The 16,373-nt window shown below is 70.6% G+C and carries 11 protein-coding genes; 10 read left to right on the top strand and 1 reads right to left on the bottom strand.

Features of this window, described 5'->3' with window-relative positions; translation table 11 throughout:
• Positions 1-129: 129 nt before the first annotated feature.
• From NBZ85_RS14015 to NBZ85_RS14045, 7 genes are all read left to right on the top strand, one after another.
• Positions 130-1,299, top strand: a complete 1,170-nt coding sequence (locus NBZ85_RS14015; RefSeq protein WP_261562040.1) for a trypsin-like peptidase domain-containing protein — start codon at positions 130-132, stop codon at positions 1,297-1,299.
• A 425-nt stretch (positions 1,300-1,724) separates the two neighbouring features.
• Positions 1,725-5,627: a WD40 repeat domain-containing protein gene (locus tag NBZ85_RS14020; RefSeq protein ID WP_261562041.1), complete on the top strand. Its 3,903-nt coding sequence runs from the start codon at positions 1,725-1,727 to the stop codon at positions 5,625-5,627.
• Between the two features lie 251 nt (positions 5,628-5,878).
• On the top strand, positions 5,879-6,907 hold the full coding sequence (locus NBZ85_RS14025) for a nucleotidyltransferase family protein (protein ID WP_261556922.1): 1,029 nt from the start codon (positions 5,879-5,881) through the stop codon (positions 6,905-6,907).
• A complete protein-coding gene (locus tag NBZ85_RS14030) occupies positions 6,904-8,235 on the top strand; it encodes a hypothetical protein (RefSeq protein ID WP_261562042.1) in 1,332 nt (443 codons plus the stop codon). Before NBZ85_RS14025 ends, NBZ85_RS14030 begins: the two co-directional genes overlap by 4 nt.
• Positions 8,236-8,242: 7 nt before the next feature.
• Positions 8,243-9,172, top strand: a complete 930-nt coding sequence (locus tag NBZ85_RS14035) for an S-4TM family putative pore-forming effector (protein WP_261556920.1) — start codon at positions 8,243-8,245, stop codon at positions 9,170-9,172.
• A 193-nt stretch (positions 9,173-9,365) separates the two neighbouring features.
• Positions 9,366-10,502: a nicotinate-nucleotide--dimethylbenzimidazole phosphoribosyltransferase gene (cobT, locus tag NBZ85_RS14040; protein WP_261556919.1), complete on the top strand. Its 1,137-nt coding sequence runs from the start codon at positions 9,366-9,368 to the stop codon at positions 10,500-10,502.
• The gene (locus NBZ85_RS14045; RefSeq protein WP_261556917.1) at positions 10,502-11,332 is read left to right on the top strand and encodes an adenosylcobinamide-GDP ribazoletransferase; all 831 of its coding nucleotides are present in this window, start codon (positions 10,502-10,504) and stop codon (positions 11,330-11,332) included. The genes cobT and NBZ85_RS14045 overlap by 1 nt, the downstream gene beginning before the upstream one ends.
• A 46-nt stretch (positions 11,333-11,378) precedes the next feature.
• Here NBZ85_RS14045 and gcvT read toward each other — a convergent pair whose 3' ends face one another.
• Positions 11,379-12,476, bottom strand: coding sequence for a glycine cleavage system aminomethyltransferase GcvT (gene gcvT / locus NBZ85_RS14050; protein ID WP_261556916.1), 1,098 nt, complete (start codon positions 12,474-12,476; stop codon positions 11,379-11,381).
• Between the two features lie 148 nt (positions 12,477-12,624).
• On the opposite strand from gcvT, the gene NBZ85_RS14055 reads away from it, so the two are divergent.
• From NBZ85_RS14055 to NBZ85_RS14065, 3 genes are all read left to right on the top strand, one after another.
• Positions 12,625-14,202 carry a leucyl aminopeptidase gene (locus tag NBZ85_RS14055; RefSeq protein ID WP_261556915.1) on the top strand — a complete coding sequence of 526 codons (1,578 nt, stop codon included), beginning with the start codon at positions 12,625-12,627 and terminating at the stop codon, positions 14,200-14,202.
• Positions 14,203-14,543: 341 nt separating this feature from the next.
• Positions 14,544-15,926 (top strand): dihydrolipoyl dehydrogenase, encoded by a 1,383-nt coding sequence (gene lpdA, locus NBZ85_RS14060; protein WP_261556914.1) that lies wholly within the window; start codon positions 14,544-14,546, stop codon positions 15,924-15,926.
• A gap of 147 nt (positions 15,927-16,073) precedes the next feature.
• Positions 16,074-16,373: biotin/lipoyl-containing protein (locus NBZ85_RS14065; RefSeq protein ID WP_308205180.1), on the top strand; the 300-nt coding region annotated here is incomplete at its 3' end.

Consider the following 16,373-nt stretch of genomic DNA (forward strand, 5'->3'; position numbering starts at 1 on the left):
CACCCGTCGAGGTCATCACACCCGCTGCCAGGACACACGCCCACACTCCCGCCGAGTCGCACAACATCCAGACCCATCTCGACGTCACCTACACACAGCAAGATCTACAAGGCACCTGAATGTTTACTCTTGATCCACGTCGCCAGCGAGTTCCCCGGTAACCAGACCTTCCAGGGATTGACGGCTCGGGTCTCCTCCACCCTGGACGACGGCGGCGGACTGGCGGCGACGGTGACCGGGGGCGCGAATGAGTTGTCAATCGGGGACCGTCAGCAGCTCGTTCGGCTGCTCGGCGGCCTTCCCGAGTTCGCCAGGGAGCCGACGCGGCGCAGCGTGCTCGAACTCGCCGGCCTCGGACCTCTCATCCAGCTGGTGGACTTGTCCGGCGCACCGCTGATCGCGGTCAGCAACGTGGTCAGTCGGCTGTCCTCGTACGGTCGGGTCGCCACGGGCGAGAAGGCACTCGGGCTTCTACTCAACCTGGTGAAGGACCTCGTGGGGAGCGAGGCCCGCGCCCTGCTCGACACGCTGCTCGACCGCTACAACATGATGACGCCGGTGTCCGTCAAGGACATTTCGGACACGTGGCGAGGGTCGGACACTACGACCCTCGTCAACGAGCGGATCATCAGGGAGAACACGCTTCGTCCCATCGCTTTCCTCGCCGAAGGGCTGCGTGTCGCCCGGTCGGTGGCCCTTGTCGAGGTCACCACCCCGGGTAGCCGGTTGACCGGAACCGGCTTCCTGGTCGCGCCGGATCTGATGATCACGAACAACCACGTGCTGTCTGCCTGGGGCCGTGGAGTCACCGCCGTCGCCCGGTTCAACTACGAGCACGACTTCCAGGGGGCGCCTCAGCCGTCCCAGACTTACAGGCTCGCTCCCGGCGTCTTCCACACCTGTGAGCACCTCGACTACACGATCGCCCAGCTCGAAGGCACACCCGGCGACGACTGGGGCTGGCTGCCGCTCGCCTCGAGCGAGGTTCGGGCCGGCAGCCGTCTCAACATCATTCAGCATCCCGGCGGCCAGCCCAAGCAGATCTCGCTGCAGAACAACTTCGCCGAGTATGTCGGTGGCCATGTGGTCCAATATGTGACGTCGACCTTGCCCGGCTCGTCGGGCTCGCCGGTTCTCAACAACGACTGGGCCGTCATCGCCTTGCACCACGCGGGCGGCAAGGTCCGTGAGCCCACCACCGGCCGCGTCTACTTCAGGAACGAGGGAATCCTGGCCGCGAAGATCCTGGCGGACCTTCCCCCCGATCTTCACCACAGGCTCACCTCGAAGTCGCGGTAGCCAGGCCGGAGAGTCGAGTTGCCGAGCAGGTCCCCGACGATTGGCACCAGGCTTCTCGCCGTCCTGATCGGTACCGGGCGTTGCGGGTTCGGGTCGTCTGGCGTCGGTCGTGGTGGTCCGAGATTCCGACTGCGGCTCGCCGCGTGGGCGGCGAGGTCGGGCAGTCTCGGCCGACAGAGCCGCGCAGGTCGGCAGTACTTCGTCATGCTCCAGCTGACCTCCCCGCCGGGCGATGGAACAATCCGGTGCTGGACTGTCATGGAGGTCTGATACTCTGGTCCGCTCGCTGGCGATTGGCGAGAGCCGTCAGACGGCACATCGCGACGCGGTAACGGGGGCGACCGTGGTCAGCGCAGGTCCGCCATGCGCGGTTCTCACGGGATGTTCGATCGCGGCGCACTGTAGATCTTCCGGGGACGATTTCAGTGTTCAAAAAGACGGCGTCCGACACGACGGCGTTCAGCAATGGCGACATTCCGCGTTCCACCGCTGAGGGCTGCGGCCCGGGCTCCGAGGGCGTCAAGAGCTTCAATGAGACGGCCGCGGACGATGAGACGGCCGCGGACGATGAGGTGGCTGCCTCCGACGGGGTGGCCGCCGATGACGGGCCTCTCCGATATCTGACCGAGAGATCTGTGTCGAATGAGCGCAAGTTCCAGCTGATCCGACTATGGAACGGCCCAGCGCAGCCGGTGTTCGAATCTGTTCGCGGACTGGTCGCGGCTGGCGACCGGCAGCGCCTTGAAGCAATGCGCCACGGCGGCACGCCACTGCACGAGATCCTTGGCGCGCGCGAGACCGCTCTGCGCGGCATTGCCGCGTTCGCGCTCGCACTTGTCGACGAGGAGTGGCGCGGGGACCATCTTGCCGAGGGGCTGCGGTGGATCGGTTCAACCCACGCGTTCAGCCGTACCGCGGCCGACGGAACGCTGGTCCGCAGGCCGCCGCCCCAAGGCTCCGGCCCCGGCGCCGCCCTGCTTTCGCAGCTCGACGCCAACCGCCCCGAAAGTTTACCGGCCTGGTCACTTCTCTGCCACCTCACCGACCTGCCGCCGGCCGCCGAAAGGACGACCGCCGACAGGAAGGGTGTCGGCAAGGTGGTGAAGGTGACCGGTCTGGCCGACACCGGCCAGACCGGAACGCAGGTGACGCTGCGTCTCTCACTGGACCGCGGCCTCGGGCCCGGGCTGGTCCCGGATTTCCGGACCATGGCCTTCTTCCGGGCTGACGAGGAATTCGGCCGGGCGCTAGCGGACGCGTGGGGACTCGCCGGCCGCGAACATTTCTCCTGCGGCCTGCGTTGGTCCCTGGAGACGGCGGACGGGCCGCTCGCCTACGCCGGGGGGCCATCGCTGGGCGCGGCGATGACGGTGCTGCTGGACGAGCTGCATCTGGCGACACGGCGGGGGCTGTCCACAATCCGAGTGCGTCGCCTCTCGGCCCGAACCGCCATCGTCGGTGCGGTCAGCCCCGCCAGCGGGACGCTGGTCCGGGTGGACGGCTACGCGTCCAAGCTGGAGGCGGTCGACGCGAAGGCGCGTGTCATCGTCCCGATCGGCGACAAGGAGGAGGCCCTTAACGACGCCGACGGGCACCAGATCGTCCCGGTTCGCACCTGGAGGCAAGCCGCACGCAAGAGCCGTAATCTCGATCGTCAGCACTTCCTCCGTCTGGCTCTCACGGTGGCGGTGGTGCTGGGTGTCACGGCGGGATCGTCGCTGTACTACGTCACGTGGTCCGACGGGCTGGCCCGGCGGGCGGCGCTGCGAGCTGCGGCCGTCAACCTCGCGACGAAGGCGCGAGACTTGGATGCGAGATCCGATAGTGAGGGGCGCGGCCTGCTGCTGGCTATGGCGAGCGATGATCTTGCCGCTAAGGCCGGTGAACGCACCGACGTGTTCGGTGAGCTGGCGGTCGGCCATTCGACGCTGCGGCGCATCCTGCAGCCGTCTGCCGGCGCCTACGAGGACAGCGCGCTGAGCCCCGGCGGTACATACGGTCTGCTCTCCGCGAGCGCCGGCGAGGTGAGCATCGTGTCGATGCGGACCGGGGAGAAGGTCTGGTCCCGTCAGCTTCCACCGGGCAACATCTACAGCCCCGACCAGGTCAGAGTATGGGCCATGGCGTTTTCCGCCGACGGGAAGGCCGCCGCGATCGCCACCTCGGACCGGCGGATCACCGTGCTGAGGCGCAGCGACACGCGGTGGACGGAACAGCCGGCGGTGACCATACCCATTCCCAGCGTCCGCTCGGGTTTCATCGAGCGAAACATCGTCAATGCGTTGGCATTCGACGACGACGGTCAGCATCTCATCGCTTTCAGCGACGACTCGGGTAGCTACCGGGTGGATCTCACCGGGGCTACAGGCGCCACGCGCTGCGACCCGGCGGCCCGACCCGCCGCCAAAGATATCTCCGCCCTGGCGGCGTCGCCGGGGAAGGTTCTGATCGCGACCGCGCACCAGGTAACCGAGCTCGACGCGGCCGACTGCGCCCTCACCCCGGTGCTGACCGCGCCATCGACGACGGAGCTCGTCGGGGTGGGCCGCACGGCCAAGGGCATCGTCACCGCCGTGGGCACCGACGGCGCGCGGCTGTTGGCGCTGGACCGCGCAGGGTCTCGGCTGATCTCCGACCGTGGACCGTTTACGGACGTCGACGTCTACGACACCGGCGATGGGCTGATGATGTCGGCGACCTGGTCGACGTTGAGCACGATCTGGAACCTGGAGAACGGCAAGCAGGTGGCCGGGATGCCGGGCCGAGGCACCGCCCGCGCTGCCGCCGGCCTGCTGCTGTGGACTCATGACGCGGTCGCCGAGGTGCACGACCAGGCCGGGAGCTTCGCGGTGCGTCAGTACTACCCGGTCGAGGACGTCCGCCACGTCGGCTGGGTCGGTAGCAGCCTGGTCGTGGGGCGTGGGGGTGGCGGCGTCGACGTGATCCCCCGACCGGCCGAGGCAGACGGCCTCCAGCGTTCGTATCCGCTGCCGCACGCCGCCGGTGCCCTGCACACGCTGGTCACCGACCCCGGTGGGTCCATGGCGGCCGCGATCGTCGGTGGCACGGTCATCAGCTGGGACGTCGAACATCGCCGAACCATGCCTGTCCCGGTCGCCGGCGGCGAGGTGGCGCGTTCCGACCTGGCCTTCGCCCACGGCAAGCTGTATCTCGCGGACTTGGACGGACGCATCGAGCAGTTCACGATGACCGGCGGTAGGTGGACGCGCGGCGCGACGATGGTGCTGCCCGGCCGGATCTACGCCCTCGCGGCCGACGAGGCCAGCGACAGCCTGGTGGCGCTGATCGGCTCGGCAGACGGCCAATCGGGCACAATAGTCCGGATCGGCGAGTCCGATCTGGCTGTCCAGGCCGAGCGGGCCGTCGCCGGCCCGCTCGGCCTGGGAGCGATCACTGCTCTGCCCAACCGGCAGATCGTTGCCGCGTACGGCGCCGGGACGATGGTCTTCCTCGGCCCCGACCTGCAGATCCGCGGCACCCTCACGGTGCCCGGCCACGACCTCGTCCTCGGCCTGTACCAGGTGCCCGGCCAGGACGAACTGGTCGTCGCCGGCCCGCGTCTCGCGGATCTGGTGGCGCCGACCACGCAGACCCTGTTGAACGATGGGACGGCTCGGCTGAGGACCGCGGTCGCCCTCGGCGCCTCGGCCGACGGCGACTTCCTCGCGACGGCGAGCTACCTCCACGGCAACTTGATGATCTTGGCGTCGGATCCGATCGAGGTCCGGCGGCGCGCCTGCGGCGCGATCGGCCGAGACCTCAGCCGCGAGGAATGGACGCAGTATGTCGGCGACAAGGCTCCGTACCGACCGGTGTGCAGCACAGAGGCCATCGCCAGAGCCGGTGGATCCCCATCTCTCAGCAGTACCCGGACGTCCGGGCCGCAGCCGTCCGCGCCCGCGGTGACGTCCACGGCCTTTGCGTCGGCCAGGCCGTCCACGACGTCCACGACGTCCACCCATCCGGCCGTATCCGGGTCGACGTCCGCTGCCGCCTCAGCTCAGGCTTCAATCGGCGCGGCGGGCCAGTCCGGGGATCTCCAGACCAAGATCCGGTCTCAGCTCGGATCGGCGCACGGCCGGTACTACGAGATCGCAGTGACGAACACCAGTGCCAGAGCGATCACGATCCGACAAGTCAGAGGGCAGAACGCCGATGTTGGCACGGACTGCCCGACCGGTCCGCTGGCTGCCGGGGCATCCTGCCTCGTCAAGGTGAGCTTTCAAATCGAGGACACGCCGCCGCCGCACCGCATCATCGTCGACAGCAGCGCGCCGTCGGGCCCGACGACGATGGAGCTCCAGTGACTGGCCCGCGCTGGTCCTGGCGGCGCGGCCGCCTCCGGACGACCGACCAACACTCTCTGCGGTCCCGCGAGAGCCGACTCCTGACCGACGAGAGCGTTGCCGGGACCGACGGGAGCGATCTTGGAGCAGCCGCGGCGCGTCCTCGACCAGCCGACGGCGCGGCAGTAGCGGGCGCGGCGATAGCAGACGCCGTCGCCCTGTCCGCCGTTCCGCGGGACCCAAGTACGCGCAAGGCGGGAAGCGCCCTGGTGATGGGCGACCATGTGGACGGGATGCTCCTTCGCGGGTTCGTCTATTCGGACGAGACGGATATCGCCGTGCTGGACGGCGCCGGCCTGGCCCGGGCGCCGCTGCCGATCGCCGACGAGCGGGTGGATCGCGACTCCCACCTGCCGCCGGACCTGCTACGCGCACGCGACGACGCGACCAGCAACGTGCCTTCCGATGAGCAGCGCGGTCAGCGCGTCCGGGACGTGCACGCCGTCTTCGCGGACACCGTGTCTGCCACGCTGACCAGACTCGATGCGCCCTGGCGGTCGGTCGCGCCGTCACTTATCAGGGCGATCCACTACCAGGGCCACCTCGTGTGGTTGGTCGGGGGATCGGTGCGCGATCTGGTCAGCGGCGGTACGCCGGCCGACGTGCGCGACCTCGATCTCACCGGCACCATGCCCAGCGGCGAGTTCGCCGCGACCGCCGAGCGTGTTCTGCGCCGCGCCGCCGTGGAGCACCGTCCGAAGATCTGCGTGTCGCCCCGTCTGGTCTGCTCGTATCGTCCGTTCAGCCTCAGCGACACCGCCCGCTTCTTCGAGTACCGGGGGCTGGCCGTCACCGACCTTGGGGTGCCGGCGACCGGCGGCGACTTCGAGACGGACTCCGCCGCGCGCGATCTGACGATCAACAGCCTTTACTACGATCCGGTGGAGCACGTCGTCTATGACCCGACCGGACTGGGGCTCGCTGATCTGCGGAGCCCTCGACGCCTGCGGACTGTGAACCGGACGTTGGATCCGCGGGTCGCCGGCGAGATCGTGATCCGCGCCCTTAAGTTCGGTGTCCGCTGGCCCGATGCCGAGACCGCCGAGGTCGGCGCCTGGCTCGCCGGCCTTCCCGACGACCTGTTCCACGGGCTGGGCGAGGAGTGCCTCATCGCCCTTCGTGGGAGTCGCGACGAGTACCTGGGGGCGGTCGACGCCGCCGGCCGACGGGCAGTCGCCGCCCGCCTTGGGCCACGCGCCGTCGCCCTGCTCAACGTGCTCGACGAGATCGGGGACCGGTGACCACCATGCACCTGCCGCTGAGTGACTGGGTCGTCCGGGTGACCGCAGACACGACCGGGCGGATGCGCCGGTTGGAGACCATGCCCATCAACGACGGCCGGGTGAACGCCGACGCCCGCGCCCTGGTGACCTTCGCCGCCCCTGGTTGGCAGCGCCGAGGGCTGCTGCCGGCCGAAGGCGGCGGCGCCGACGTGGCCCTGGCCCTGGGCAACGGCCTCACCGGCGTGCTCTACATCGAGCTGGACGACTCCGGCCGGCCGCTGATGGTTGACCCGGAAGCGGTCAGCCTGCTCGGGCGGCTGGAGGATGCCTGGCCCGACCCCGTCCTCACCGCCGCCGACCGGACGCTGCTGCGGAACACTCCGCCCGAGGTCCGAACGTTCCTGCTCGATCGGCTACGCGTCGAGGGGCAGCCCGCCGCGGACCTCTTTCACCTGCTGCCCTGGGAACAAGTGGAACGGACGCTGGCCGACCTCACCCTCAGCCTGGACACCGGGCGGCACATCGAGACAGCCAATCTCGGCTACTGGTTCGCTGTCGCGATCCCCGGGCTGGCCGGTCGGCTTGGGCAGCTCGACGTGGCCGTGGAGGAGGCAGACCGGCGGCTGCTTCGGCAGGCAGCGGCAGGGCTGTGCAGGGCATTGGTGACCGGCGACCTCGCGCGGATCCCCCCGCGTCTCCACGATCCGCTGAGCGGACTACTGCGTCGCCTGGAGGCCCGGGACCCACTGCTCGGCCTCTCGATCACCAGCCTGGAGGCGCGGATGCCGCTCCGCGGCGGCCCGGACACCGCCGCGCCGCTGGCCGAGCTGTCCACCGAGCTGCCCCCCGCAATGCACGGGCGCATGCCACACCAGCAGACCAGATCGGTGACCCATCGCCTGACCCGCGGGCCGCTGGTCGTCACTGCGACGGTGACCGCCGGCTCCATGCTCTGGATCTCGGCGGATCTCCCGCTGAACGACGGATCGCCGGCCGATGCCGACGTCGGGATGCTAACTGAGAGTTACGGCGTGGTCGTGCTTCCGATCGCATTGATCACAGCGACTGGCACGACGGTCCGATGGCTGCCTCTGGCCAAGAACCGGAACACACTCGGCGGCGGGTTCTCGATGGCCGCTCCGGCCGTCCAGTTCCGCGTCGACGTCAGCAGCCCGCCGATCGGCGCCGACGAGCTTCTCACGCTCAGTCCGGAGACGCTCAGCTCCATGATCGGGACCGACCCGGACCTACGTGCCATCTGGCGGCGGGCCGTCGCTGCGCTACCCACCGACCATCCCGTCCGCGTGGTCGTCGAAGCCGGACCGCCCGATGTGGGCGGCAGGTGAGTCGCGGATGACCACGGGCGCCTATGTTCCACCGACCACGCATTGGATGAACGAACGGCAGGAAACCATCCCGGCGCTACGGCTGCTGATCGCGCAACGTCGACTCTATACACGCGCTCGACGCTGGCACACCCTGTGCTGGGCGGGATTCAGCGGTCTCGGTGTCGGCGCGCCGGTACTGACGATCATGCTTCCCAAGGTGTCGACGGCTGTCGGAGCCGTCGCCGGAATCTGGATTTTCCTGTCCCGGGTTTGGTTCGCCCGTTTTGAACGTGAACTTGCTGCGAGAGGAGCTGACGTCCAGGAACAGTTCGACGTCCTTGTCTTCGCCCTGCCGTCGCCGCCGCGGCGCTCCCCGGTGGCCGGTCTGGAACAGATCGCCGCTTTGACCGGCGACGAGGCGCGGATCCGCCGTGACGCCGAACGGGAGAAACTCGGTGGCTGGTACTACTTCAGCCCGGGCGCGCCGGGCGCATTCGCGGTGGCCGTCGCACAGCGATCAAATGTTGCCTACTCCGAGCTGCTGTTGCGGTTCAACGCCAACATTTGGCTCGGGACGACCATCGCCTGGGCGGCGACGTCCGTGGTCGCCGGCGTGCTGGTTGGTCTCACGCTGGGACAATTCGTGCTCGGTGTCGCCCTGCCGCTGCTACCCGCGATCCTCGACATCGGGGACAACTGGTGGACCGCCAGGCAGGCAGCCAAGGACCGCCTAGACCTTGTCGAGGACATTGAGAGCCGACTTAGATCGCCCGCCGGCCACCAGGTCGTCGGTGCGGACCTACTGCGCTGGCAGGACCAGCTCTACCTGCTCCGGTGCGCGGCACCGCCGGTGTCGCAGCTGACCTATCGAGTTTTCCGTGCCCGCAACGAGCGGGTTATGCGCGAGGCGGGCGAACGCCTCACCGAAATCACCGCCGGTAATTCAGGACCTTGAATTGAATCAACCGAGGCAGGACGCCGGACCCGGATCTGGCCGGGTCCTGGATGCGGATCCGGAAGATCCACGATCTCGAGGGCCTCCGGGCCCCTGGCTCCTCCGCGGTGATAGCACCGTCCGGCGGCGAGCGTGCCTCCCTGATCCGCGGCTGGTGCCAGCTCCCCGCGGCGCATCAGGTAGTAAGGACCTCGTGGATTCCCATGATGCGAGCGGCGTCGTTCCCGTCGTCCCCGGCCTGGACAGCGACGCGATGGCGGCGGCCCGGCGCCGGCAGGGCGAGCTGACCAAACCGCCGGGTGCCCTCGGCCGGCTCGAGGAGCTGTCGATCTGGCTCGCTGGCGTGCAGGGGATCTGTCCCCCGCGGCCCTTCGAACGGGTCCGGGCGATCGTGATCGCCGGTGATCACGGGGTCGCCGAGCTCGGCGTGTCCGCGTTTCCCAGTGACGTGACGGCGCAGATGGTGGCCAACTTCGGCGCCGGTGGGGCGGCGGTCAACGTCCTCGCCCGCCAGGTCGGGGCCGCCGTGCGGGTGGTCGACGTCTCGGTGGACAGCCCGCAGCCCACCACGGTCGGCGGGGTCGACGGCACCGCGCCGCCCGACCGCTACCGGGTGCGGCGGTCAAGCGGACGGATCGACCGGACCGACGCGGTGAGCGTCGCCGAGGCGGAACGGGCGTTCGCCGTCGGTCGGCTCATCGCGGACGAGGAGATCGACGCGGGCGCGGATCTGCTCGTCCCCGGCGAGATGGGGATCGGCAACACGACTCCCGCGGCGACGATCGTCGCGTTGCTGTGCAACCGCGAGCCCATCGAGGTGGTCGGGCGGGGAACAGGCATCGACGATCGCCGCTGGATGGTGAAGACGGCCGCGATCCGCGACGCCATGTGGCGGGGACGGCCGTTCGTCGGCAACGCGCGGTCGATGCTGCGGGTCGTCGGCGGGGCGGACCTGCTGGCGCTCACCGGCCTGCTGGTGCAGGCCGCCGTGCGGCGGACCCCGGTCATCCTCGACGGTGTGATCGTCTGCGCCGCGGCGCTGGCAGCCGAGCGCATCGCGCCGGGCGCCGGGAAGTGGTGGGTGGCGGGCACCCGGTCCCCCGAGCCGGCGCAGGCGATCGCCCTCGGCGCGCTCGGGCTCACTCCGCTGATCGACGTCGGTCTGCGCCTGGGCGAGGGCACCGGGGCGCTGCTGGCGGTCCCGCTGGTGCGCGCCGCGCAGGCGACGCTCGCGGAGATGGCGACGTTCGACCAGGCGGGCGTCAGCGGTAAGTCCGAGGCCGTCGGCGGCCCTGGCGCCCTCGAGGGCACGGCGGTCGACGTCACGTGATGCTGGCGGCGAGAACCGCGTTCACGCTACTCACGGTGCTCCCCCTGCGCGGCCCGGAGCGGGTCGACCGGCGCCTGGCCGGTCGAGCCATGGCGCTGGCGCCCCTGGTGGGCCTGGTCCTCGGGCTGATCACTGCCGTGGTCGTGGTCACCATGCGGGTCACGACGGGGACGCCTGGTCACCGCAACCAGAGTCTGCTGCCCGCCGCGGTGGGTATCGCCGTCCTCGCGCTGGCCACCAGGGGCCTGCACCTCGACGGCCTGGCCGATCTCGGGGACGGCATCGGCGCCCGGCGGGTGCGGGGGCGGGAGCGCGCCCTGGAGATCATGCGCGAGTCGACGATCGGCGCCTTCGGCGTGATCAGCGTCGTGTTCGTCGTGTTGTTGCAGGTCACGGCGCTCAGCGCGGCCATTACCGCGCACCGCGGCACGGTCTCGATCCTCGTCGCCGCCATGACCGGGCGGCTCGCCGCTACCCTCGCCTGCTCCGCCGGCACCCCGCCCGCGCATCCGGACGGTCTCGGCGCACTCGTGGCCGGCACGGTCCGCACCCGGGACGCGGCGCTCGCCGTCGGCGGGGTCTGCGCCGTGGCGGCACTGGCCGGCCGCCTCGACTTCGACGGCGGGGACGTCGGCCGAGCCCTGCGCGCCGTCGTCGCGGTCTGCGTCGGGACTGCCTTCTCGCTGGCGCTGCGGCGCTATCTGACCAGCCGCTTCGGCGGCCTGAGCGGTGACATGCTCGGTGGGATCATCGAGCTCACCACCATGGTGACGTTGATCGTCATGGCGATGACCCTGCCGACCCCCGCGGTGCGCTTCGTCGGTCAGTGACCGCCCGCCGCAGCGCCGACAGGGCCGACAGGGCCGGCTACTTGGGCTACTTGGGCGAGGACTGGACGAAGGGGGGCCGCACGACCGTCATGGGGCTCGGCCGGCCGCGGACGTCGACGTTCACGGTGTCGCCCGCGGCGACACCGCGGTCCAGCAGTGCCAGGCCGATGCCCTGGCGCAGCGTCGGGGAGAACGTTCCGCTGGTGACCTCGCCGACCGGTTCGCCGGAGGCCGTGGTCACGGCCATGTGCGGCCGGGGGATGGCCCGCCCGGTCGACGTCAGCCCCCAGAGCAGACGCGCGGGGCCGGCCGCCCGCTCGGCGAGCAGCGCCTCCCGGCCCCAGAACCGCTCCTTGCCCCAGCCGACCGCCCACCCGGACCGGGCCTGCACCGGCGTGATCTGCAGCGACAGGTCCTGGCCGTGCAACGGGTAGCCCATCTCCGTGCGCAGGGTGTCGCGGGCACCGAGACCGACGGGCGACGCGCCGAGGGCCTCCCCCGCGGCGAACAGCGCGTCCCACAGCGCGGGCGTGTCGTCCCAGCGGGGCAGCAGCTCGTAGCCGCGCTCGCCGGTGTAGCCGGATCGGCAGACGATCACCGGATGCCCCTTCCACTCCGCCTCGACGAAGCTCATGTAGGCCCCGTCGGTGGGCAGGCCGAGGGCCGCCATGAGGGCCGGGGCGGCGGGGCCCTGCACCGCGAGCACCCCGAACCCGGTGTGCCGGTCGGTGACGGACACGCCCGCGGGGGCGGCCGCGGCGAGGCGGGCGACGACCTCGGCGTTGTTCGCGGCGTTGGGGACGAGCAGGACCCGCTCGGCGGAGAAAAGGTAGGCAATCAGGTCGTCGACGACCCCGCCGGCCTCGTCGCAGCACAACGTGTACTGAGCCTGCCCGGGCGAGATGCGGCCCAGGTCGTTGCTCAGGCAGGCGTTGACGAAGTCGGCGGCGCCCGCGCCGGCCACCTCGGCCTTGCCGAGATGGCTGACGTCGAAGATTCCGACCGCACCACGGACCGCCTGATGCTCGGCGAGCACTCCGCGCCCGGCGTATTCGATCGGCATCTCCCAGCCCCCGAAGCCGGCCAGCTTCGCGCCGAGATCGACATGACGGCCGTACAGCGGAGATCGACGCAGGTCTGCCATGGCGAACAGCCTAGTTTGACTTCCCCGGCCACTGCGATCCGGAGCGGAACCGGCAAAGGAGGCGCAGGGGAGCGCGGAGAGCGGTGAAAGCCCGGCTGTGGCGCCCCGGGGGGCGTCCGTCGACCTTGTCGTTCAATACGCTCACCGCATGACCAGCATCGCGCCCAGCTCAGCAGCCCTAGTCAATCTCAAGACGGATGCGGTGGTGATCGGCACCGCGGTCGGCGAGAACGGCCTTGTGGTGACCGGCGGCGCCGCCGAGGTGGACGCGGCGCTCGGCGGCCGGCTCGAGTCAGTGCTCGCCGCTCTCGGCGCGACCGGTAAGGCCGGCGAGACCGTTCGTTTCGCGACCCTGGGGGCGCTGCCCGCGGCGACCGTCCTCGCGGTCGGGCTCGGCCCGCTGGCGTCCCCGTCCGCCCCGCTGTCCGGCCCCGTGCCCGGCCCCGTGGATGCCGAGGTCCTGCGCCGCGCGGCGGGCACGGCCCTGCGGGCGCTGGCCGGGACCGGGTCCGTGGCGCTGGCCCTGGCCGCCGCTCCCGGGTCGGTCACCGCGGAGTCGGTCCGGGCGGTGGCCGAGGGCGCGCTGCTCGGCACCTACTCCTTCGACCGGCTCCGCACCACCTCGGCGAAGGGTCTGCCCACCCCCGTCGGCGCGCTGACGCTCCTCGTGGACAGCACGTCCCTGCCGCTCGCGCAGGCGGAGATCGACCGCGCGGTGGTCGTCGCCGAGTCGGTGGTCCTGGTCCGGGACCTGGTGAACACCCCGCCCAGCCATCTCTCCCCTGCCCTGCTCGCCGACGTCGCCGTCGAGCAGGCGACCGCCGCCGGGGTCACCGTCGAGGTTCTCGACGAGGTGGCGCTGGCCGAGGGCGGCTTCGGCGGGATCGTCGGGGTCGGCCAGGGTTCCGCCAATCCGCCCCGGCTGATCCGCCTCGAGTGGCGCGGCGGCGGCGAAAGCCCGGCGCTCGCGCTGGTCGGCAAGGGTATCACCTTCGACTCCGGTGGCCTGTCGCTGAAGCCCCCGACGGCGATGGAATGGATGAAGACGGACATGGCGGGCGCGGCCGCGGTCCTCGCCACGGTCATCGCCGCGGCCCGCCTGCGGCTGCCGGTGACGGTGACCGGCTGGATGCCCTGCGCGGAGAACATGCCCTCGGGCGACGCGATCCGGCCTTCGGACGTGCTGACGCTGCGCGGCGGCACCCGCGTCGAGGTGCTCAACACCGACGCCGAGGGCCGGCTCGTCCTCGCCGACGCCCTCGTTCGGGCCGCCGAGGAGGCCCCGGACCTGATCGTGGACATCGCGACTCTGACCGGCGCCCAGATCGTCTCTCTCGGCCAGCGCACGAGCGCAGTGATGGGCCGCGACGGCGCGGTCGAAGCGGTCACGACGGCCGCCGCGGCGGCCGGGGAGAGCGTCTGGCCGATGCCGCTGCCGCCGGAGCTGCGCAAGGGGCTGGACTCCGCCGTCGCCGACATCGCGAACGTCCCGCCGGGCGGCAGCCGGGACGGCGGGATGCTGGTCGCGGCGCACTTCCTCGCCCATTTCGTGCCCGCCGAGGCGAGCTGGGCGCATCTTGACATCGCCGGCCCGTCGTGGAACGGCGGCCAGCCCTACGGGCATACGCCCAAGGGCGGCACCGGCGTGATTGTCCGCACGCTCATCCAGCTCACCGAGGACCTCGCCGGCCCGCCGTCGGACCAGGGTTCCACGATCGCCGGCTGACCGGTCCGCGACGGTGCGGCCGAGCGGCGACAGGCGCATGGCCAGGCGGCGATAGCGGCCACACCTCGCGCGATGCAGCACACTCCCCCATCCGAGCGGAAGGGGGCCCACGGCGTGAAAGACTGGGCTCGGACCGACGTGGTGTGGCGGAGTCGTGGCCTGAAACGCCGGCCCGCAGGGCACGTCGATGCCGGCGTCCCCGGCCGTGCGCGGTGACGATCGCCGCCGGCGCGGCCGGCCGTGTCCCCGGCGTCGTGAGCACGCGCAACACCGGTGAGTACGGGTCACACTCCCGGCATCACCGGCACAACCATAGAAGTCAACGAGAAGGGACCCCTGGCGTGGCGGATTCAGCGGCCGGTCCCGTCGATCTGGTCATCCTCGGTGGCGGCAGCGGCGGATACGCCGCCGCGCTGCGCGCCGCGGAACTCGACCTCAGTGTTGTTCTGATCGAGAAGGACAAGCTCGGCGGCACCTGCCTGCACCGAGGCTGCATCCCGACCAAGGCACTGCTGCATTCGGCGGAGATCGTCGACAACATCAAGGAGAGCGAATCCTTCGGGATCCGGTCCACCTTCGACGGCATCGACATGACGAAGGTCAACTCCTACAAGGATTCGGTCATCGCCGGCCTGTTCAAGGGGTTGACCGGCCTGATCAAGTCACGCGGCATCGAGGTGGTCGAGGGATTCGGCCGGCTCGCCTCGCCGACGTCCGTTGCGGTCGGTGACCGGATCATCTCCGGTCGGCACGTCCTGCTGGCCACCGGCTCGTACTCGAAGTCCCTGCCCGGTCTGGACATCGACCACAGCAAGGTCATCACCAGCGACGACGCCCTGGCCCTCGACCACGTGCCGGCATCCGCCGTGGTCCTCGGGGCCGGCGCCATCGGCTGCGAGTTCGCCTCGGTCTGGCGTTCCTACGGCGCCGAGGTGACGATCGTCGAGGCGCTGCCGCACCTGGTGCCGCTGGAGGACGAGTCCAGCTCCAAACTGCTGGAGCGCGCCTTCCGCAAGCGTGGCATCGCCCAGCACCTCGGCGCCCGCTTCGCCGGCGTGAAGACGACCGACCACGGGGTCACCGTGTCGCTGGAGAACGGCACGACCATCGAGGCCGAGCTGCTACTCGTCGCGGTGGGCCGCGGGCCGGTCTCGGCCGGCCTCGGCTACGAGGAAATCGGCATCGCGACCGACCGTGGCTACGTCCTCGTCGACCGCAACCTGCGCACGAATGTCCCGACCGTGTCCGCGCTCGGCGACCTGCGGCCGGGCCTGCAGCTGGCCCACGTGGGCTTCGCGGAGGGCATCTTCGTCGCCGAACAGCTCGCCGGGCTCAACCCGGTGCCGGTCGACTACGACAACGTCCCGCGGGTCACCTACTCCCACCCCGAGGTGGCGTCGGTCGGGTTGACCACCGCGGCCGCCCGGGAGCGCTTCGGCGAGATCCGCACCGTCACCTACAACCTGGCGGGCAACGGCAAGTCGCAGATCCTCAAGACCGCCGGTGCCGTGACGCTGATCGCGGTCCCCGACGGTCCGGTGGTCGGCGTCCACATGGTCGGCGACCGGGTGGGCGAGCTCATCGCCGAGGCCCAGCTCATCACCAACTGGGAGGCGTTTCCCGCCGAGGTCGCCCAGCTGATCCACCCACATCCCACTCTGTCCGAGGCTCTCGGCGAGGCGCACCTGGCGCTGGCCGGCAAGCCCCTTCACGTCCACGGCTAGGGCGATCACGCCCTGGGATCGCCGCCGCACCGGGTTCGCCCCGCGGCGCGATCCCGCCCAGGTACTCACGATCACGCCATAGCATGAGCGCCTCCGGCCGGCCGCTTGCGCGGTGCATGCCGGATGCGACGAAGGAGTCGTTCCAGCATGTCTGTATCTGTCACGATGCCCCGGCTCGGGGAAAGTGTCTCCGAGGGAACCGTCACCCGTTGGCTGAAGCAGGAGGGTGAGCGCGTCGAGGCCGACGAGCCGCTTCTCGAGGTCAGCACGGACAAGGTCGACACCGAGATTCCTGCCCCGGCCTCCGGTGTCATCAGTTCCATCAAGGTCGCGGAGGACGAGACCGTCGAGGTCGGCGTCGAGCTCGCGGTCATCGACGACGGCTCCGGCGGCGGCGCCGCCGCCGAGACCGCCGCCCCTGTCGCGGAGCCCGAGCCGGAGCCCGAG

Origin of the sequence: Frankia tisae (assembly GCF_025403405.1) — a bacterium.
Taxonomy (GTDB): Bacteria; Actinomycetota; Actinomycetes; order Frankiales; family Frankiaceae; genus Frankia; species Frankia tisai.